We start from the raw sequence: 20,578 nt of genomic DNA, 5'->3' as shown, positions 1-20,578 counted from the left end.
TGCTTCAAATTTTTCACTTCTCTGACGCAGCACCACGCATCTTTTACTTCTTACATTGCACCATGCACTACCATGCGCTGACAATATGCCCACCCTTTACAGCACAGCGCCAGGTTTACTGCTGATGCTGTTGAGCCAATACAGCAGAGTCTTTCGGGATGCGGTAGTCCTGATCATGCGCAGGCACGCCGCCAATAATCATCGTCCGCACTTCGGTACGGGGCTTATTCAGATCATCCTTTGCATCACAGCCTGCCATACCCAGCAGCAGACAGGTCATTATGGCTGCAGATAAAATTTTCATCTTATCTCCTCCATGCTTATTGTTATAGCCTTCAGCATAGCATTACTGGATAAAATTACACCACATTTATACACTCTCAAACCGAATAAATTTTCTAAATAAAAACTGCGATTTCAATATATTAAAACGCAATACCAATCACGTTTACAAAATATCACAATCTGCAATATTTACATCGGACACTTTTGTCCGTTAAATTATTGCTAAAACTGATTATTGATAAGAAAACCGCATGTCTCTACGCCAAGAACGCGCTGCGCAAAACCGCGAAGAATTGCTTTCCGCAGCCATCAATATTTTCCGTACTCACGGCATTAATGCGCCGCTGCAGCTGATTATTGATGAGGCGCAGGTAGGGCGGGCAACGTTTTACCGCAACTTTTCAGACCGGCGTGAACTGGTGCTGGCGCTGATGGAACAGGCGCTGGACCGTTTAGAAAATCGGGCGCGCAATCACGCTCAATATGAAGACGGCTTTATCCGCTTGATTCAAGACCATATTCATAATATTCCCTACCTCACGGCATTAATGGAATATTGGCGGGTGATTGAGCGCAATGATCCAGCCATGGTGCTGATTTACCAGCGCCGGGATCAAATCTTACAGCCGCTGATTGATACGGCGATTGCCAATGGCGTTTGCCGCACAGATTTTAGTCCACGCGACTATTCCATGGTCACCTCAATTTTGAGGGCTGCTTTACAGGGCTATACAGATTCTGATCAGGAGATCTTAGCGGCCCGCGCCGTAGATCTACTGCTTAACGGCATCCGCCCATAGCAAGGCAGCAGCATGGCTCAACCTCCCCGCCTGCTGGAACCGGCTCCGGACTGGACAGCAGAAGAAAAGCCGACTTTGCCAGGTTCACCTGCGGCCATTGCGCACCCGGCTTATAAGCGTATTTTATACTTTGTGATTGGCTTAGTTGTTGCCATTTCAGGCAGCCTCAGCAATGGCTTCATCACCGCGAATTTGCCCTTGATTCAAGGGGAATATGGCTTAACCCCGTCAGAAGCCGCATGGATTCCAGCGGCCTATGTCATGGCGAATGTCAGTTCAAACTTGATTCTATTTAAAGCGCGGCAACAATACGGACTGAGGCTGTTTTCCGAAATCGGTCTTGTGGTTTTTATTGCAGTGATGGTGCTGCATCTGTATGTGCATACCTTTGAAATGGCGGTATTTGTGCGCATGGTCAGCGGCCTAGTGGCTGCGCCGCTCAGTTCTTTGGGCATGTATTACATTATGCAGGCTTTCAGCCGCGCCAATTTTGGGCGCGGTTTATATTTGGCTTTGGGTTTCCAGCAATTGGGCATTCCACTGGCGTGGATCATGTCGCCTTATCTGGTTGATGTGAATGACTGGGCGCTGCTGTATACCTTTGAACTGGGGCTCGCGCTGTGCTGTCTGGCCATGGTGGTTTCCTTAAAACTGCCGCGGAGCTTACGGATAGAAGTCTTCGAATTTCAAGATATTTTCACTTTCATTCTGCTGGCTGCCGGCTTTGCCTTTTTATGCATTGTATTGACCCAAGGCCCTATTCAATGGTGGCTGAATGCCGACTGGCTGGCTTATCTGCTGATTGGCGCGCTGATTTTAATTACCGTGGGGCTGACTTATGAACACTACCGGGTCAACCCGCTGATCATTACCCGATGGCTGGGCGCATCATCGACTGTGCGTTTTATTTTGGGCGCTTTTGCCATCCGTTTTGTGATGTCCGAACAAAGCTATGCCGCCGTGAGCTTTTTAAAAACCATGGGCATGGGGCCGGATCAGTTTGTAAACTTTTATCTGGTGATCTTTTTCGGCATCCTCAGCGGCACTATTTTCAGCGCCCTGACCTTTTCTAAGGACAAAGCCGTTTGGCATTTGCTGGGCGCAGTGGCCTTGATTTTTATTGCCTGCGCGCTGGATCATCACCTGACCAGCGACGTGCGTCCTGAGAATTTTTTCCGCAGCCAGTTTATTGTCGGCTTTGCCAGCGGCATGTTTATTGGCCCGCTGCTGCTGACTGGCATTATCAATGCACTGCAGCGCGGCCCCAACCATATGGTCACCTTCATTGTGCTGTTCTCCGCCAGTCAAACTTTTGGCGGATTAATGGGGTCTTCTTTTTTTTCAACATATCAGCAAATGCGCACGCAGCATTATCAAGCGGAAATTAGCGCAGATCTGCCCAGCACCAGCCCGCAAGTGGCTCAGCGCCTGCAAATCTATACGCAAAGCAATCAACGCTACACGCTAGACCCAGCTCTGGAGCAAAATCAGGCGCTGCGCACTTTAAATCAAGCCGTCACCAAAGAAGCGCAAGTCCGCGCCTATAACGATGTGATTTTCCTCAATCAGCTCGTTGCCGTGCTGCTGCTGTTTTGGGGCCTGTTTATCATCAGCATCAACCGTTACCGCAGCTATAAGCAAAGCCTGCGGCCAGATTCCAGCTGAGGATCCAGCCTGAAATACCCAAGATTCAGGAACAGATCTCCCAATGAATAGATAGCGTTAAATCCCAATTAAATTTAGAGAAGCCCATGTCAGAACATGAAAAGCCAGCAGAAAATACAGCGGCTCCGCAGCCGTCCAGCAAGCTGATTCCCACCGATAAGCGGGTTTTAGTGATGATGTTCTTTGTCCTGCTGGCGGGCATCAGTTTAATTTTATGGGCCTGGAAAATCGGCCCTTTTCATTCGGCCGTGGAATCCACTGAAAACAGCTATGTCAAAGGCAAAACCACGATTTTGTCTTCACAGATTAATGGCTATGTGAAAGATGTGCTGGTCACTGATTTTGAATGGGTAAAAAAAGGCCAGCCCTTGATGCATATCGATACCACCACCTACGATCAGAAAGTCACACAGGCTGAATCTGGCGTCGAGCAGGCGCAAAACAGCTTGGCGAATCAGAGCCAAACCATTCAGCAGCGCAAAGCCGATATTGCAGCGGCTGAAGCCAAAGCCGATCAGGCACGGGCAGCCTATAGCCTGTCTGTGACCCAGCTGCAGCGCTATGCGCAATTGGGGGACAGCGGCGCAGCCTCTAAAACTGAACAGGATCAGGCGCGCGCTGATATGAAAAACAACTTGGCCCTCGTGCATCAGGCTGAAGCGAATATTCAAGTGGCGATCGAAGCCTTAAAAACTGCGGAAGTGGCGCAAACCGGCTTAAAAGCGCAGGTGACGAATGCCCAAGCGCAGCGTGATCAGGCCGTGACCACCAAGGACTACAGCTTGATTGCCGCGCCGATGGACGGTCAGCTGGGTGAAGTGAGTCCGCGCGTTGGGCAGTATGTGTCTGCAGGCACACAGCTGATGTATCTGATTCCGCAGCAGCGCTGGGTCACTGCCAATTTTAAGGAAACTCAGATTGCCAATATGCAAATTGGCCAAAATGCATGGTTTACGGTGGATGCCATGAGTCATCAAAAATTCAGCGGCAAAGTCGAGCAGATTTCTCCCGCCGCCGGTTCGGAATTCAGCGTACTGAAAGCCGACAATACCACTGGCAACTTTACTAAAGTGGTGCAGCGCATTGCTGTGCGCATTGCCATTGACCCGAATCAACAAGGCATGGAGCGCCTGCGTCCCGGCATGTCAGTGGTAGCGTCAGTCGACACCGGCTCAGCTCATTAAGCTGCAGATAGCGCTCATCAACAGGAATCCGCTACACTACAGCGGATTCTGTTTGCCTGAATGCACATGTCTATGTTTGACGCCCTTGCCCAAGCCATTCCTTATAACACCGTACATCTGCACGGCGTGACGCTGGCCATCAAGCGGCTGGATTCAGTGCATCCGCAAATTTCAGGCAATAAATTCTTTAAGCTGAAATACAACTTTGCAGCGGCCCAGCAACAAGGCCTCAAACAGGTGCTGACCTTTGGCGGCGCCTATTCCAATCATATCGCCGCTACGGCTTATGCAGCCCATCTTTTCGGCATGCAAAGCATTGGCATTATCCGCGGCGAAGAGCTGGCGCTTAAAGCGCTGAATCCGACCATGCAAACCGCGCAAGGCTTTGGCATGCAGCTGCAGTTTGTCAGCCGTGAAATGTATCGGCAAAAACAGTCAGCAGATTTTATCCAGCAGCTGCAAGCCGAATTTCCAAACAGCTATATTATTCCTGAAGGCGGCACCAATCCCCTTGCTATTCAAGGATGTACAGAAATTTTAAGCCCTGCCGATTTAGAAAATTTTGACCTGATTTGCTGCGCCGCAGGCACTGGCGGAACCATTGCAGGCTTAATTGAAGCCAGCGTTGCGCATCAGCACGTGCTCGGATTTTCGGCGCTGAAAGGTGATTTTTTGACGCAAGACGTGAAGCAATGGACCGCTCGGCGCAACTGGCGCATCACCGATGAATTCTGTCAGGGCGGCTATGCCAAAACCACGCTAGAACTCATGCAGTTTATTCAAGAGTTTGAAGCTGCATACAGCATCCCGCTGGAGCAGGTTTATACCGGCAAAATGCTGTTCGGCATTCAGCAGATGATCCTGCGCGGTGAAATCAAACCCGAACAGCGGATTCTGGTCCTGCATACCGGCGGTCTGCAAGGGAAAATACAGCGCTGATTCTTACAGCCGGAAGCCCAAAGCTTTCCCTGAAAATTCGTTCAAAACAGAGTATAATCCGCCTCTTTTCATTCTCCCGCAGGCTGGCTCATGTCCAAAAATCTGTACGATGTTGTTGTAATAGGTGCAGGCGCATCAGGCTTGATGCTGGCATATAAAGCGGCGCAGCGCGGACGCAAAGTGCTGGTGGTTGAAAAAGCCAACAAAGTCGGCAAGAAAATTCTGATGTCCGGCGGCGGCAAGTGCAACTTCACCAACCTGTATGTCGAGCCTGAAAATTTTATTTCCCATAATCCGCATTTTGTCATTTCTGCCCTCTCGCGCTATACCAACTGGGACTTCATTGGCATGGTCTGTGACTATGGCATTGCCTACGAAGAGCGCAAGCATGGACAGCTGTTTACCCTAAATGGTGCAAAAGAGATTCTGTCGATGCTGTTGGCAGAATGTGACAAAACAGGTTTGGTCGATATTAAAACCAGCTGTGAAGTCAAGGCTGTAAATACCGTTGAAGGCCAAGGTTTTCAAGTCGCCACATCACTGGGCTATTTTGAAGCTGAGTCTGTGGTGATTGCATCGGGCGGTTTGTCTATTCCAACCCTGGGCGGTTCTGCTATCGGCTATGACATTGCCAAACAATTTGGACACCATATTTACCCAACCCGTGCCGGTCTGGTTCCCTTTACCTTCTCCGACAGCTTTAAAGACATCACCACCCGCCTCAGCGGCAATGCGGTAGAAGCGACCTTATCCAACAATTTGAACAGCTTTACCGAAGCTTTGCTGTTTACGCACCGCGGACTCAGCGGGCCAAGCTCGCTGCAGCTGTCCAACTATTGGGATGTCGGTCAAAGCTTTAAGATTGATTTTCTGCCGAGTGTAGATTTAGAAGCGTTCTTTAAAAGCAAAAAGCAAAGCCAGCCCAAAGTTTTGCTGCGCACCTTGCTGACTGAGCACATGCCAAAAAGCGTCGTGACTGAACTGCAAAACCTGATTTGGCCTGACAGCGCAGATACCGCGATTGGCAATATCAGTGATGAAAAACTGGAAAAAATTGCACAGCGCCTAGCGGGCTTTGAAGTAAAGCCTTCTGGAACTGAAGGCTACCGTACCGCTGAAGTCACCCTAGGCGGTGTCGATACCGCCGAAGTTTCATCAAAAACCATGGAAAGCAAAAAGCAGAAAGGCCTATTCTTCATTGGCGAAATACTGGATGTTACCGGCCATTTGGGCGGATTCAATTTTCAATGGGCTTGGGCGTCTGCCCATGCAGCATCTGAATACGTCTAAGTTTGTTTTGTATGCCACAGCAAGAGAATATTCAAAGTAGCAATCATTAAAAAGTACGGCAAAGCTGGATAAAAAAAGCGGTTGATTCAATATCAGCCGCTTTTTTATTCCTGTTTCATTGGGATTGAAGCGCTTGAAATTCCGCGCATCAACACCTTATACCGCGAACCGCAATATTGCGATATCAGGTGATTATTCCAAATAATCAGTCTTAAACAATGAGATGCCTTTCGATGCCGCTAAACGGCCCATCGCCTGTTCCATTTTTGCCAGCGCTGCTGCCTGATGTCCTGTGCGGACAGATAATTGATGATTTAAAGTTGCAATAAATTTATTCAGCATTTTGATTCCCCTTATAAGCCATTCATTGACTAAGCCTGAGCTGATTACAGCACAGCTTTATTTCCATATTATTAAAACTAAATTGCTCTATTTCATTTATATTTTTATGAAATAAACTTAGTTTTGCATATATCAAAAAATACCAAATAAAGTTTAAATTTCAAACACTTTTTTTCTGATCTGGCGCGTCATTTTGCAGCTGCTGTTTATTGCGCTCTATTTCAGTGCGCTTTTTGGCAGCAAAAATATATTTATACGCGCTGGCTAAAAAGCCAATCGTAATTCCCGCAATCACAATTGGGGCAAGCACTTTATTCGGCGCCTTTTTTTGCATTTTACACCTCTCTAAAAGAATGAATCGGCCATGGATAGAGTGGCCGATTCATTATGCATTGAACAGGTTATTCGGGGTCATTTTTTGGAGGCGCATGTGTATCAACCCCCTCTTCTTTTTCACCTTTGGAGCCAAATGGATTGTTGACAGGCTGCTGCGCGGGATCGACATCTAATTGATCCGGCGTTGCCGTTTCTTTTTCCACTACCCCCGGCGCTTCCTGATGCTGCACGGTATAGCCGTCATCAAGCGGATCAGGCTGAGCCGCTGCGGATGAAGCTGAAGTTCCGAATCCGCAAGCGCGCGCCTGTTCTTTTACAGGATTAGGCTGACAGCCTTCCTTTTTGGCTTTATCAATCAAATCGGTCAGCACACGTTCCGCTGGCGCACGCCCGCCTAGACCAAAGGCCAAGGCAAAAGCGACCGCGACTGCGCCCAGCGTTAAGCCAAAAGCCAAGTTCACTATGGAATCTGCAATGCCCATAGCACGCAGGCCCATGGCGACCACTAAGCCCATAATCAGCACTCGAACCAAATTGCCCAGCCAGCGTGAACTGTTGTATTCGCCGCGCTGCACCACATTGGCCACAATATTGGCCAGCCAAAACCCGATCACCAAAATCACTGCGCCCAGCAAAATATTGGCGCCAAACTGGATGAACATGGCAATCAATGTGCTGATTTGCTCAAAGCCCAAACGGTTGGCCGCTTCGGAGACCGCAAACAGCATGGTAAAAAAGACAATCAAATAGCCAACCACATCGGACAGTTTGGTTGTGCCTAAAAAGCGCTGTACATCTACTTTTTCAGGAATGCGGTCTACGCCAGTTCCAGCCACCACCTCCGTGACCAGCTTGGCGACAAAGCGCGAAACCACATATGCCAAAATTAAAATTAAGCCGGCAGCGATAATATTTGGAATGGCAAACATGATTTCATGCAGCATGGCGGTGGCCGGCTGTGAAATAGCCTCAATGCCTAAGGCTTCAAAAGCCACAATCAGCGCGGTAATCATCACCACGGCAAAAACGAATGAGCCCAGCAAATGCGGTAAATTCGAATTTTTAAACAGGCCTAGTTTTTCCGCCTGTGACTGCAGATTGAGGCTGCTGACCAGGCCTTCAATAATCCCCCGGACAATTTTCGCCAAAATATAGCCGACAAAAACAATCACGCCTGCAATGAAGATATTCGGCAAGTACAGCACCGCTTCATTAACCATATTCTGCACAGGATACAGCAGCCCGTTCAGCCCTAAGATGGACAGTACAATCGGCAGGAACAGCAGCAGAATCAGCCAATAGGCAATTTCACTGATATTTTCACTGATGGGGCTGACACCCGCTTCAGAACTGAGTTTTTCATCCAGCTGGGTTTTGCTCAGCAATTTTTGCGAGCCGACTCTGACTAAATTGGCAATGATCCAGCCGATAAAGCCTACAGCTGCAGCAGCCAGCAGCTGCGGAATAAACAGCAGGAATTGCTGGATCATACTGCTGAACGGCCCGCTGACACTGGTTAAATTCAGTACATTCAAGGCGCCGATGACCGCAATAATCAATATGATCCAAAAGACAATGCGCGAAACAATGTTTTCAATATTGGAACGGTGACCCGTGGCGCTGGAAAGCTTTTGATTGGTGCCCAGCTTTTCCAACACTTTTTTAATGCCGCCGGCAACCAGCAAAGCCACAATCCAGCCGATAAAAAGAATTGCAACGGCACTTAAGATAGGATGAAATTGATCCCAGTAATACATGGCATCAAACCGTCCTGAACCTCCAGGATAATCATTCATTTATACGCCCTCATTGTTATTGCTTGATCTATTTTTCTTTACACAAGTATTAATGTGACACAGCGCATAGCAATGCCTGCTCAAATACTTAGAACTTTCCAATCCACCTTAGGATTTGAGTGTTTTTTATTCAACCTTGAACTGCAGAACTACAACAAAAGAGCACAATCACTTGCAAAAAAGCTCTAGCGTCTAAGCCAGAGCTTGCGGTTGATAGATCATTGTTTGAAAATTTGAATCAGTGATCAGAAGCGGTGGCAGTATTGCTGTTCGTTGCGGCCGCTTTATCCCCTGCGGTGCCTGAAGCGGTATTATTCGGCGCCGCTGACTGCATTTCTGGGTTCGGATGCCCTGGAGGCGCATCACTTGCATTCGGCTTGATATCTGCTGACATGTAGATAATCAGCGCAACAAAGAAAATGCCGACTAAGACCAAAATATACACAGGTATGCGTTTCTTCTGAGTGGTTTCTTCCGAACTCGAAGTATGGGGCGGTTTATTAAAATCATGTGTCATAATTCCCCTCACTTTTATTATCTATTGCTGTTTTTTTATACTATCAAACCCTTATCTCATGAAGTGTGAAGAAGCATTGCTGGTTGGTGTAAAGTTGTAAAAAGAATTATACAAGCCAAAAACAGCCGCGCATTTAAAACAGCTGCTTTGGCCGCTGAAGCTGATCAGTGACCGCCGCCATTTCATGCTCATCTTTCAGCTGAACGCCAGACAGTCCAAGCTCTGCCGATTTTTTCATTAAAGCGGTTAAGCGCTGCAGCGCAACCTGAATCGAAAGTCCGGCTGGCCGCACATTGGAAATGCAGTTGCGCATAGCATCGCGGCAGCCTGCGTGCGCCTGCCACGTGTAATAAATTCCCATGCTGTCAGGTGAGCTTAAACCGGGGCGCTCCCCAATCAGTACGACCAGCATTTTGGCCTGCAAAATCTGCGCAGCTTCATCTCCCAGCGCCACACGGCTGCCAGTTGCCAAAATCAGCGGAGCGACCCGCCAGCCCTGAGCAATGCACGCCTTATATAACTGCTGGATAAAGTACGGCGCATTGTCTTCAATTGCTCGGGCAGACAAGCCATCTCCTGCGACAATCACTACATCATAAGCTTCGTTGTGCTGCCGGACATAATCCTTAAGCTGCTGCCTGGAGGATTCCGACAGCTCCCGCCCCCAATCAGGACGTTGCAAATACTGGGCCTTATCCACTGCACAGCTTTCAATCCGCAGCACCTCATGCTGCAGTACCGCCAGCTGCGCTTGAATTGCATCTAAATCCAGCACTTTCAGCACCGCATCTTTGGCTTGGGCATGCGCCAGCTGAAATGCTAAAGCAGGCCGTGTCGGCAAACTGCCGCCTGCCCGCCCCAAGGCAATGCGCGCATCGGTAAACTGCTTCAGCTGCTCCCATTCATTCTTTTTCGCTTGGGTTTTAAACTGCACATCCTGATGTAATTTCATTGATTAAATCTCCGCTAAGACATCAGCAGTCTGAAAAATCTGTCCGGCACTTGCGCAGGCCACTGCAGCTGATGAGAATGCTGCTTTAAAATGCCCTGCTGTTCCAGCCATGCGCCAAATTCAGGGGCAGGCTGCAGACCCAAGAGCTGACGGATATACAGCGCGTCGTGAAATGAAGTGGTCTGATAATTCAGCATCACATCGTCTGAACCGGGAATGCCCATCATAAAATTCAGCCCAGCATTGGCCAGCAGCGTCAGCAGCACATCCATATCGTCCTGATCAGCATCGGCATGGTTGGTATAGCAAATATCACAGCCCATCGGCACGCCCAGCAGCTTGCCGCAAAAGTGGTCTTCCAGCCCTGCACGGATAATCTGCTTGCCGTTATATAAATATTCAGGCCCAATAAAACCCACCACGGTATTGACCAAAAATGGATTAAATTTTCGCGCTACAGCATAAGCGCGCGTTTCCATAGTCTGCTGATCCACACCATGATGCGCATTGCTCGACAGCGCGCTGCCTTGCCCCGTTTCAAAATACATCACATTCTGCCCCACTGTTCCGCGCTTCAGGCTTAAGGCGGCCTCATAGCCTTCCTGCAGCATAGCGAGGCTGATGCCGAAAGCGCTATTGGCATCCTGCGAACCCGCAACCGACTGGAACATCAAATCAATCGGCACATTTTTTTCCGCCAGCTGAATGCCGGAACTGATATGCGTCAGCACGCAGGACTGCGTTGGAATCTCATATTCATGGATAATATAATCCAGCAGTTTCAACAGCTCCGTTAAATTCTGCAGATTGTCGGTGGCGGGGTTAATGCCAATCACCGCATCGCCATTGCCGTACATCAGGCCGTCTAAAATACTGGCGGAAATGCCCAGCACATCATCGGTTGGATGATTGGGCTGCAGGCGCGTCGACAAGTGCCCTTCCAGGCCTATCGTATTGCGGAATTGCGTGACTACGCGGCATTTCTTCGCCACCAAAATCAAATCCTGATTGCGCATGATTTTACTGACTGCAGCGGCCATTTCAGGCGTCAGCCCGGCCTGCAGCGCCTGCAATTTTTCAGTGCTGGCATCGTCACTCAGCAGCCAGTTGCGAAAATCCCCTACAGTAAAATGCGCAATAGGATAAAAGGCGGCCGCATCATGCTCATCCATAATCAGCCGGGTCACTTCATCACGCTCGTAATCAATCAGCGCTTCATTCAGGAATTGTTTTAAAGGCACATCGGCCAGACACATTTGCGCCGCTACACGCTCTGTGGCGTCCCGCGCCGCGATGCCTGCCAGCTGATCCCCTGTCCGCACAGGCGTGGCTTTGGCCATCAAGGTTTTTAAATCCTGAAAAATATAATGATGATTCGCCACATTGATTTGATACAGCATCTTTTTATCCTTGTTCTGTTATTGCGCTTATTTTTGCCTTATTTCAGCTCTTGCTCTGCATGCTGAATATTGGCAAATTCCTCCTCTGGTGTGCCAGCCACCAAATGATGCCGGCTGTACAGCAGGAAATACAGAATAAAGGCGGCATAAATGGCGGCAGCCGCTAACCAGACTTTCGGATCCACCACGAAGCCTGCAACTACAGCAATCGCAGCCAGTATCAGCGCAATATAGGCCGTCACTACACCGCCCGGCGCTTGGTATGGGCGCGGCAAATTGGCTTTCGATGTTTTCAGCTTAATATAAGACAGCATCATCAGTACGTAAGAAATTGTCGCGCCGAACACCGCCATTAAGATCAGCAGGTCGCCTTCGCCAGACAAAGACATCAAAAAGCCAATAATGCCGGGGATAATAATGGCCAAATGCGGCGCATGGTTTTTATTGGTTAAAGACATGGATTTGGGTAAATAGCCTGCGCGGGACAGGGCAAAAATCTGCCGCGAATAGGCATAAATAATCGAGAAGAAGCTGGCGATTAAACCTGCCAAGCCGACAAAGTTCACAAAACCCGCCAGCCACGTATTGGCGCCATATACTGCTTTTAAAGCATCAACCAAAGGCGCGCCTGATGCTTTCAATGCCTCTGCCCCTGCTGCGCCCGGCCCTAAAAATAAAATGCTCAAGGCAAAAAAAGCTAAAATCAGCATGGAGCCAATCAAGCCGCGCGGCAGAGATTTATGCGGTTCTTTGGCTTCTTCCGCCGCCAGAGGCACACCCTCAACCGCCAAGAAAAACCAAATGGCATAAGGCACAGCAGCCCAAATTCCAAGATAGCCCATTGGCAAGAAACTGCTGGCGCCTGCCGCATCTGCATTTACCGCAATATCAAATAAATTGGCGCTGTCAAATGCAGGCAGCATAGTAAAAATAAACACCATCAATGCCATAGCCGCCACAGCAGTAATCACAAACATGATCTTTAACGCTTCGCCAGCGCCTTTCAAATGAATCCCCATAAAGACCAGATAACACACCAGATAAATCATCCAGCCGCCCATGCCGAATAAGGATTCACAATAAGCGCCAATAAAGCAGGCAATCGCCGCAGGCGCGATAGCGTATTCAATTAAAATAGCGGTACCTGTCAAATAGCCGCCCATTGGGCCAAATGCTGTGCGGGCAAAACTGTAGCCCCCGCCTGCAGTCGGCAGCATCGTCGACATTTCAGACATGCAGAGGCACATGCATAAATACATAAAGGCCACCACAACGGTGGCAATAAACATGCCGCCCCATCCGCCCTGCGCTAAGCCAAAATTCCAGCCGGCAAAGTCCCCTGAAATGACATAAGCCACGCCAAGCCCGACCAGCAGCAGCCAGCCGACCGCTCCGCTTTTTAATTGCCTCTGCGCAAAATAATCGTCAGCAGCGGTATCCGCCGCGTGCAGCTCTGCAGCGCTTTCTGAATTTGACATATGCACCTCTAATTTTTAGTTTTGCTCATTCAGTGCTATGCATAAGCCATACCAAATTAGATCTTTAAGTCACATTCAAGCCGAGTCAAAACGCTATCTTGTTGTTTTAAATATGATCGCATGCAGGATGGATGAAAAAATGAAAGTCTGCCTTTGCAGCAATAAATGAGCTATAATTATGCACCTCATTTTTCATGCACTCATTCTATATGGCGTACCGTCAGCAAAGTGTAACGCTTGATCTTGACACTGACGTCACTTATCAATGTGCTTTACATTACACCCGCGATCAGCATCTGATTGGCATTATTGAATTCAGTAAGCCCAGCTATGTCTTGAAATGGGGAGATTTAGAATTTTTCCGCCGCCGGACGGAAGAATTCTCAGTCATGCCGTTTCCGGACTGCATTAATGCCATGGTGATTGATATCCGCAATGTCACAGCATATTTGGATAATGAAGTGCCGATTATTCCTTGGCGCTTGCTGGAAGAAGACTGTCCGGTACGCTTAGTTGTGCCTCAAGAGCGCATGGATCATTATGCCGGCTTTTTTGAGCCGACATGGCTGACCGCAGATGTCGACACAGCCATTCAGGAAATCCGTGAATACATGGATATGTTTGTGCATTAAGCCTGTTTGCATTGATACAGCTCAAATAAAAAACCTCCATTTAGGAGGTTTTTTTATATCTGTAAAAAGCCCCTCCTTTAATAAAGGAGGGGCTTGGGGAGGATTCAAAGATTTGAGAAGAATTTTATAATTTTAATCCCTCCCAACCTCCCTTTTTTAAAGGGAGGAGTACTGAGGGTACTTACCAATAATTTTCAACAGCAATATTGCCTTCGCCGCGGCGGTTCATGGTCAGGCCGCGCGCTTTCAGCGCATCTTTGGTGTCATCCACCATCTGCGGGTTGCCGCAGAGCATGACATGGCTGGTTGCAGGGTTCAGCGCCATGCCTGCTGCTTTTTCCAGCTCGCCATTAGCGATCAAGACCGGTAAACGGTCATGCAAAGGCGCGTTCGGGTCACGGGTAATAATCGGAATAAACTGAAAGCCCGTATGCCCTTCGCCAAACATTGCGGCGATTTCATTAATCCGTTCCACATAGGCCAATTCTGCTTCTGTGCGCACACTGTAAACCAAGTTGATTTTTGAATATTTCTGCCATGTTTCAAAGTCTTGCAGCATTGATAGAAATGGCGCCAAGCCTGTGCCGGTCCCCAATAACCATAAATCCTGAGGCAGCGGCAGCTGATAGCGCGCCAGCGTTAAGAAACCGTACGGAATTTTTTCCAAATACAGCTCATCCCCCACCTGCAAATGCTGCAAATTAGACGTAAATGCGCCATCTGGCACGACAATCGAGAAAAATTCCAAAGTTTCATCAAATGGCGAAGATACGACAGAATAAGCCCGCACCACCAAATCATCCCCCACTTTTAAGCCAATGCGTGCGAATTGGCCTGCAGTGAATTTAAAATGAGCAGGCCGCGTCATGGTAAAGCTGAATAAAGTATTGGTCCAACGATGTACAGATAGAACTTTTTCTAAGCTAAATTTCTCAATTGACATGATTTCAACGTGGCATGAAAGACTGCGCTCATGTTAGCATGACGGCATAATTTATTAATATTTTTTAAATGTTAAGGCTCTATTCATGCGCATGACTTTACGCCAGTTGGCTGTTTTTGTAGCGGTCGCTCAAGAAGGTACAGTAACCAAAGCCAGTGATGCCGTAAAACTCACGCAAAGCGCTGCGAGTATGGCTTTAGCAGACTTGGAAGATGGCTTGGGCGCGCCGCTGTTTGACCGTCTAGGCAAACGATTGCAGCTTAATGACTTGGGCCGTTTTTTACTGCCTCAAGCCTTAGAAATCCTTGGCCGCTGTGAATCATTCGAACAAGCCGCCAAAGGTGAACTGCAAAGCATTGATTTACGCTTAGGCGCCACCTTAACCATCAGCGATTATTTGATGCCTGACCTGATGGCGGATTTTCTGCAAATCCAGCCGCAGGCCCATTTACAGCTGCAAGTCGGCAATACCCGCCAGATGATTGAAGCGGTCAATCAGTTTCAGCTGGATTTAGCCTTAATCGAAGGCTCTTGCCATTTGCCGCAGCTGCAATGCATACACTGGCGCGACGATGAACTGGCGGTATGCTGTTCACCCGATCATCCGCTGGCACGGCTGGGCCGCCCTTTAACCATAGATGACTTTAAAAATGTGGAATGGATATTGCGTGAAGAAGGTTCAGGCACGCGCGAAGTCTTTGACAATGCAATTTTGCAGGATTTGCCGGATGCCAATATCCGCTTGACTCTGGGCCATAATGAAGCAATTCTGAAAATTGTTGCCGGCGGTTTAGGCATGTCATGCATTTCTAAACTTGCCATTGAACCGCTGCGTGAAAAAGGCCAATTGGTGATTTTAGACACCCCTTTCTGGCAATTGACCCGCCCGCTGTTCATGCTGGTGCACCGTCAAAAATATCAAGGGCCGGGCTTAAAAGCTTTCATGAAATTCTGTGAAAAATAATAGGTTTCTGCCTATAAAAAAGCGCCTGATGGCGCTTTTTTATCTCAACCATTACCACCGTGAATCATTTTCACAGGGTTCACCATCATTATTGCCATCCATTTTTGTACCTGGGCAATTACGCACAAACCAACGGGCTTCTTCACGTGAATTCATCTGCGAACAATGTATTCGCCCATCACAACGATACCCATTCGGATTACTGTTTACAGGCACTTGAGCCATTGGCTGTACATCAGCTGGGGATTGCTGTGCTAATTGATAGCGCTGATATTTTCCATAAACAAAATAAGCCAATAAACAAATTAGAATAAGCCCTACAATAGTTGTGATGATTCCCCCGCCGTGGTTGTTTTGCTTTTGACGCCCAGATTTTTTCTGATTACCACGGTTTATCACTGCTCTTGCTGATGGCGTAAAAGTTTCAGACTGGTTTTTTATATCCAAACGAACAATATTATCTGCTTTAAATTTGCCCTTTTCTTCTACAATCCGAAACTTCAGCTTTTCACCAATCTGCGGCTGAATATTCCGATTGGGCATATCCTTAATATGAAAAAATAGATCCCTAGATTCCCCGTCCACTTGTATAAAACCAAAGCCACGTTCTGCTTGATAATTCTTAACTTTCCCCTCTTGAAACATCATTCACTCAATCTTTATATTTTTAATCATTGTAATAGAAAAAGCGCCGTTAGGCGCTTTTTTGCATCATATTTCATTCAATTTTCATGAAATATCAATTCTTTAAGTTTTCTTATTTGCGTAAATTTGACAATAATGCAGAAGTAATTGATGTGTTATTCGCAACTACTTTTGACTTCTTGGCTTTCGCAGAATTGTCTTCTGCACGCTCAATTTTAACCGCCTTAAATTTACCGCCATTGTCTACCACGTTAAATTTCACACGCTCATTGCGTTTTGGCTCACCTTCCGCTGCAGGAAAATCAGAAATATGAAAGAACACATCTCCTTCAGCTGAACCAATAAAACCATAACCTTTTGCAGGGTCATACTGCTTGATTTTACCCTGATATACTTCGTCTTTCATGATGCCGCCCTATTTTTTAAAATGCCTTATGCGCATTATATAAAAAAGAGGCTTTAAAAGCCCCTTTCTTATTCAATCTTAAAATCAGTCTTTTTGCACTGAACCGAAAATCTTGTCGCCAGCATCGCCCAAGCCAGGCACGATGTAGCCATGTTCATTAATGCCCTGATCAACTGATGCAGTGAAAATTGTCACATCAGGATGCGCTGTTTCTACACGTTTAATGCCTTCTGGCGCCGCAACTAAGACCATCACACGGATATCTTTACAGCCGCTTGCTTTTAATACATCAATCGCAGCCACCAGTGAAGAACCTGTTGCCAGCATCGGGTCAATAATCATCGCAATACGGTTTTGCACATCAGGCACTAATTTTTTGTAATATGTGCGCGCTTCCAGCGTTTCTTCATCGCGCTCTAAACCCAATACCGAAACTTTTGCGCTTGGAATCAAATTTAAGAAACCTTCCAGCATGCCAATGCCTGCACGCAAAATAGGCACTACTGTAATTTTTTTACCCGCAATGCGGTCTACAGTCACTTTGCCAGCCCAGCCGTCAATTTCATGATCGCACATTGGCAAGTCTTTAGTCGCTTCATAGGTCAGAAGCATGGTGACTTCTTGAGCAAGTTCGCGGAAGTTTTTAGTACTGATATCCGAACGGCGCAATAAACCAAGTTTATGGCGGATGAGCGGATGACGGATTTCATGGATAGCCAAGGGAGAACACCTAAAAGGTTAAGATCAAATTCTTAGTATTATAAAGGCATTTAACAAATGATAAAAATAAAAAAGCCCTCTAAGTCGAGGGCTTTTTTGTAATAACTGGATTAATTCAGCATTAATCAGTTAAAACCGCTTTGCACCAATGCCAGAATGAATTGCTGCAATTCAGGTGAAATCGCAAAGAAAGCCACCTTAGAAACCGCAATAATTGGATCTGGATAAACACCGATCAACAGCACAAGAGCTGCGGCGCCTAATACCATAATACCGCCGACTTTTTGACCCCAATGGTCAACAGCGTCAATACGCGGGTTTTCAGGCGGTGTCATGTACATCACTACCATGACACGCAGATAGTAGTACAGGCCGATACCCGAACCAATGATTACCATTGCCGCCAAGAACCATGACTGGCCCGCAACTGCAGTTTTAATCACGAGGAACTTACCGATAAAGCCCGCTGTTAATGGAATGCCAGCAAGGGAAAGCATCATCACGGTCAACGTCGCAGTTAACACTGGACGGCGCCAGAATAAGCCGCGGTACTCTGCCAAGCTGCCTGCTTCATCTGTATTGTTGTATGGGCTGGACATTAAGGTCACAACACCGAACGCGCCGATGGTGGTTAACACATAAGTAATCACATACACGTTTACAGATTCAAACGTCGCGAAACCTTGCACTTGAAGGAAGTCTGTATTGCGCGCGCTGACAATCGCCACCAGCAAGTAACCGAAGTGAGCAATCGATGAATACGCAAGAATGCGTTTCAAATTCACTTGGCGAACCGCCAGCAAGTTACCTGCAAGGATAGAAAGCACAGCAAGAATCGTCAGAATGATCACAAAGCTGTCTGACAGGATTAAGCCTGAAGACAGTACATAGCGGACAAACAGGCCGATCATTGCCACTTTGGCAACAGTTGCAAGGAAAGTCGCGATTGGAGCCGGCGCACCGGCATACACGTCTGGCGTCCATTTATGGAATGGCGCAAGAGACAGTTTGAATGCAACTGCAAAGATGATTAACGCCAGGCCCAGCACCACAGCTGGCTGACTGAATGTCGTGAACAGTTTGCCCGGTTCAGCGACAAAGTTCAGCGTGCCTGTGTAAGCATAGATATAGGCCATACCCATCAGCAGCATTGCAGACGCGGTTGCTGAAAGAACAAGGTATTTCACACCGGCTTCAAGCGATTGAGAACGCTGATGCGTATAAGCCAATAAGCCATAAACTGGAATTGACATCAACTCAAGACTGATAAAGAACGATGCATAGTGCGTGCTTGCCACCATCAGCAATGCGCCTGTCACAGACGCCAGCATCAGGATATAAAGCTCTTCACGGTTGTCTTTATAAGTTTCAATATAGGCATGCGATAGCGTGCAGCACGCAAGCGCCGCGACGATAATCACAAACTGGTACAGCATCGTAAACGGATCTACGATGAACAAATTCATTACGTTGGCAGGAGCAAACTGCCCTGCAAACACAACAAAAATGATGTAAAGCGCAGCAAGGTTTAAACCGATAACCGATGCTGTTGCAGCTAAATTATGATTGCGCTTGATGGCTACCAGCAGCATCACCACCACCGCTGTTAAAGCGACGATCATGACTGGCGCGATAGGCATCAGCTCTGCAAATGACATTGTGAAGTTCATGACTTATTGGATCTCCACATTTTCAGCTGAAACGACAGCTTGCTGCAGTGTATCAACTGTTTCTTGAACAGGAATGTAGCTATTCGCTAACCACGCCATGCTTGAATTAGAAACGTCAAGGAACGTTTGCGGGTACAGACCCAGCCAGACCAGACTCAGCGCACAAACTAAAAGAATCACAATTTCACGTACATTCAAATCTTTTAATGGATTTGAATAGTGCTTTTGCTGTTCTTCATTTGGTGTGCCAAATAATGCTTTATGGATCAGGATTAAGCCGTAAAGGCCAGCAAATACCAAACTTACCGCAGCAAGAATTGTAAACACTGGGAAGCGAGCATAAGAGCCCATCAAGATCAGGAATTCACCGATGAAGTTGCCTAGACCTGGAATACCCACAAGCGCAGCAACAAAGAACATCAGGAAGAACGCAAGATACTTGAACTGGCCGCGGATACCGCCCATCAGGCGTAAATCACGTGTATGCAGGCGTTCATAAACTTGACCGCACATAATAAACAGGGCAGCCGAAGAGATGCCGTGCGCCAGCATCATGATCATTAAGCCTTGGAAGGTCAAAATGTTGCCCGCATAGATTGCAAGCAAAATGAAGCCCATGTGTGAAATCGACGTATACGCTAACAGGCGCTTCATATCGGTTTGCTGGAAAGCACACCAAGCGCCGTAGAAAATACCGATTAAACCAAAGATGATCGCAATGTCAGCAAACTGTGCAGATGCAGCCGGGAAGAACGGAATCACAAAACGCAATAAACCGTAAGCCGCAGTCTTAATCAGGATACCTGCAAGGTCAACAGAACCTGCTGTCGGCGCTTGCGCATGCGCGTCCGGAAGCCAGCCATGCAATGGGAAAACTGGAAGTTTTACCGCAAAGCCGATGAACATGCAGATCATGAAGGCATAAGCTAAAGCAGGAGCTTGTGCATCAATGGTATTCGCTACAGCCATTAAATAGTTGTAGTCAAAACGGATTTCACCATTCATCGAATATCCGACAGCCACAAGGCCAAGGATACCGATCAGCATGATTAAGCCGGCAACTTGCGTATAGATGAAGAACTTAGTCGCAGCATAAACGCGGGACTTGCCTTCTGCGCCGCGATGGCCCCAAAGTGCAATCAAGAAGTAGATTGGAACCAGCATCATCTCCCAGAAGAAGAAGAACAGGAACAAATCAATTGCAAGGAATACACCGATAACGCCGCCTAAAGACCATAGAAGGTTTAAGTGGAAGAAACCGACATTTTTCTGAATTTCACCCCATGAACAGCCCACTGCCAGCACACCAAGGAGTGCAGTTAACCCCACCATAAGAAGTGATAAGCCATCCACCGCAAGGTGAATGTTAATGCCGAGGGTTTGAATCCAAGGCAATTTAAACTCAGCAGCCCATGTTGGCGCAGCATTGCCAAGTTCGTAGTTATAAGTACCCGTTTGCCAAAGAACAATGGTCAACACCAAAGTCACCAGCATACCGATCAGTGCGATATAGCGCGGCAGGTGCTGATCGAGTTTATCGACCAGCCAGCATGCAAAACCTGCAATGAACGGAATAAGAACCAGAGCGGGTAAAATTAAATTATTAGTTTCCAT

General features: G+C 47.5%; 21 protein-coding genes. 7 read left to right on the top strand and 14 right to left on the bottom strand.

The window, feature by feature from the left end; translation table 11 throughout:
• Positions 1-115: 115 nt before the first annotated feature.
• A complete protein-coding gene (locus JZ784_RS06900; RefSeq protein WP_005008017.1) occupies positions 116-304 on the bottom strand; it encodes an NF038215 family lipoprotein in 189 nt (62 codons plus the stop codon).
• Positions 305-536: 232 nt separating this feature from the next.
• Between JZ784_RS06900 and JZ784_RS06895 the strand changes: the two genes are divergently transcribed.
• The 5 genes from JZ784_RS06895 (at position 537) to JZ784_RS06875 (ending at position 6,163) form a co-directional block, all read left to right on the top strand.
• Positions 537-1,085: a TetR/AcrR family transcriptional regulator gene (locus JZ784_RS06895; protein WP_346314336.1), complete on the top strand. Its 549-nt coding sequence runs from the start codon at positions 537-539 to the stop codon at positions 1,083-1,085.
• Between the two features lie 12 nt (positions 1,086-1,097).
• Entirely contained in the window at positions 1,098-2,750 is a 1,653-nt protein-coding gene (locus JZ784_RS06890) for an MFS transporter (RefSeq protein ID WP_346314335.1), read from the top strand.
• A gap of 86 nt (positions 2,751-2,836) precedes the next feature.
• Entirely contained in the window at positions 2,837-3,934 is a 1,098-nt protein-coding gene (locus JZ784_RS06885; RefSeq protein WP_346314334.1) for an HlyD family secretion protein, read from the top strand.
• Between the two features lie 72 nt (positions 3,935-4,006).
• A complete protein-coding gene (locus JZ784_RS06880) occupies positions 4,007-4,873 on the top strand; it encodes a pyridoxal-phosphate dependent enzyme (protein WP_346314677.1) in 867 nt (288 codons plus the stop codon).
• A gap of 90 nt (positions 4,874-4,963) precedes the next feature.
• On the top strand, positions 4,964-6,163 hold the full coding sequence (locus JZ784_RS06875; RefSeq protein WP_005008006.1) for an NAD(P)/FAD-dependent oxidoreductase: 1,200 nt from the start codon (positions 4,964-4,966) through the stop codon (positions 6,161-6,163).
• Positions 6,164-6,355: 192 nt separating this feature from the next.
• Here the strand turns inward: JZ784_RS06875 and JZ784_RS06870 are convergent, their stop codons facing one another.
• The 7 genes from JZ784_RS06870 to eat form a co-directional block, all read right to left on the bottom strand.
• Positions 6,356-6,505, bottom strand: coding sequence for a hypothetical protein (locus tag JZ784_RS06870; RefSeq protein ID WP_005008004.1), 150 nt, complete (start codon positions 6,503-6,505; stop codon positions 6,356-6,358).
• A gap of 160 nt (positions 6,506-6,665) precedes the next feature.
• Entirely contained in the window at positions 6,666-6,839 is a 174-nt protein-coding gene (locus JZ784_RS06865; RefSeq protein ID WP_346314333.1) for a hypothetical protein, read from the bottom strand.
• Positions 6,840-6,906: 67 nt separating this feature from the next.
• On the bottom strand, positions 6,907-8,637 hold the full coding sequence (locus JZ784_RS06860; protein ID WP_346314332.1) for a mechanosensitive ion channel: 1,731 nt from the start codon (positions 8,635-8,637) through the stop codon (positions 6,907-6,909).
• Positions 8,638-8,875: 238 nt separating this feature from the next.
• Positions 8,876-9,154, bottom strand: coding sequence for a hypothetical protein (locus JZ784_RS06855; protein WP_346314331.1), 279 nt, complete (start codon positions 9,152-9,154; stop codon positions 8,876-8,878).
• Positions 9,155-9,287: 133 nt separating this feature from the next.
• Positions 9,288-10,106: an ethanolamine ammonia-lyase subunit EutC gene (gene eutC, locus JZ784_RS06850; protein ID WP_346314330.1), complete on the bottom strand. Its 819-nt coding sequence runs from the start codon at positions 10,104-10,106 to the stop codon at positions 9,288-9,290.
• 14 nt (positions 10,107-10,120) lie between these two features.
• On the bottom strand, positions 10,121-11,506 hold the full coding sequence (locus tag JZ784_RS06845) for an ethanolamine ammonia-lyase subunit EutB (protein WP_346314329.1): 1,386 nt from the start codon (positions 11,504-11,506) through the stop codon (positions 10,121-10,123).
• Positions 11,507-11,544: 38 nt separating this feature from the next.
• Positions 11,545-12,984, bottom strand: coding sequence for an ethanolamine permease (eat, locus tag JZ784_RS06840; protein WP_346314328.1), 1,440 nt, complete (start codon positions 12,982-12,984; stop codon positions 11,545-11,547).
• A 209-nt stretch (positions 12,985-13,193) separates the two neighbouring features.
• On the opposite strand from eat, the gene JZ784_RS06835 reads away from it, so the two are divergent.
• Positions 13,194-13,616 carry a hypothetical protein gene (locus JZ784_RS06835; RefSeq protein ID WP_346314676.1) on the top strand — a complete coding sequence of 141 codons (423 nt, stop codon included), beginning with the start codon at positions 13,194-13,196 and terminating at the stop codon, positions 13,614-13,616.
• Positions 13,617-13,797: 181 nt separating this feature from the next.
• Here the strand turns inward: JZ784_RS06835 and JZ784_RS06830 are convergent, their stop codons facing one another.
• A complete protein-coding gene (locus tag JZ784_RS06830; RefSeq protein WP_005007982.1) occupies positions 13,798-14,559 on the bottom strand; it encodes a ferredoxin--NADP reductase in 762 nt (253 codons plus the stop codon).
• 85 nt (positions 14,560-14,644) lie between these two features.
• On the opposite strand from JZ784_RS06830, the gene gigC reads away from it, so the two are divergent.
• Entirely contained in the window at positions 14,645-15,523 is an 879-nt protein-coding gene (gene gigC / locus JZ784_RS06825) for a LysR family transcriptional regulator GigC (protein ID WP_005007980.1), read from the top strand.
• Positions 15,524-15,574: 51 nt separating this feature from the next.
• Here the strand turns inward: gigC and JZ784_RS06820 are convergent, their stop codons facing one another.
• The 5 genes from JZ784_RS06820 to nuoM form a co-directional block, all read right to left on the bottom strand.
• Positions 15,575-16,168, bottom strand: a complete 594-nt coding sequence (locus JZ784_RS06820; RefSeq protein ID WP_346314675.1) for a cold shock domain-containing protein — start codon at positions 16,166-16,168, stop codon at positions 15,575-15,577.
• Positions 16,169-16,280: 112 nt separating this feature from the next.
• Positions 16,281-16,574 (bottom strand): cold shock domain-containing protein, encoded by a 294-nt coding sequence (locus JZ784_RS06815; protein WP_005007977.1) that lies wholly within the window; start codon positions 16,572-16,574, stop codon positions 16,281-16,283.
• Between the two features lie 84 nt (positions 16,575-16,658).
• Positions 16,659-17,294, bottom strand: coding sequence for a uracil phosphoribosyltransferase (gene upp, locus JZ784_RS06810; protein ID WP_005007976.1), 636 nt, complete (start codon positions 17,292-17,294; stop codon positions 16,659-16,661).
• A 125-nt stretch (positions 17,295-17,419) separates the two neighbouring features.
• Positions 17,420-18,964 carry an NADH-quinone oxidoreductase subunit NuoN gene (gene nuoN / locus JZ784_RS06805; protein ID WP_346314327.1) on the bottom strand — a complete coding sequence of 515 codons (1,545 nt, stop codon included), beginning with the start codon at positions 18,962-18,964 and terminating at the stop codon, positions 17,420-17,422.
• A gap of 3 nt (positions 18,965-18,967) precedes the next feature.
• Positions 18,968-20,578, bottom strand: coding sequence for an NADH-quinone oxidoreductase subunit M (gene nuoM / locus JZ784_RS06800; protein WP_005007973.1), 1,611 nt, complete (start codon positions 20,576-20,578; stop codon positions 18,968-18,970).

Origin of the sequence: Acinetobacter sp. CWB-B33 (genome assembly GCF_039655955.1) — a bacterium.
Lineage (GTDB): Bacteria > Pseudomonadota > Gammaproteobacteria > Pseudomonadales > Moraxellaceae > Acinetobacter > Acinetobacter bouvetii.
This window is presented reverse-complemented; position numbering and strand designations above follow the sequence as displayed.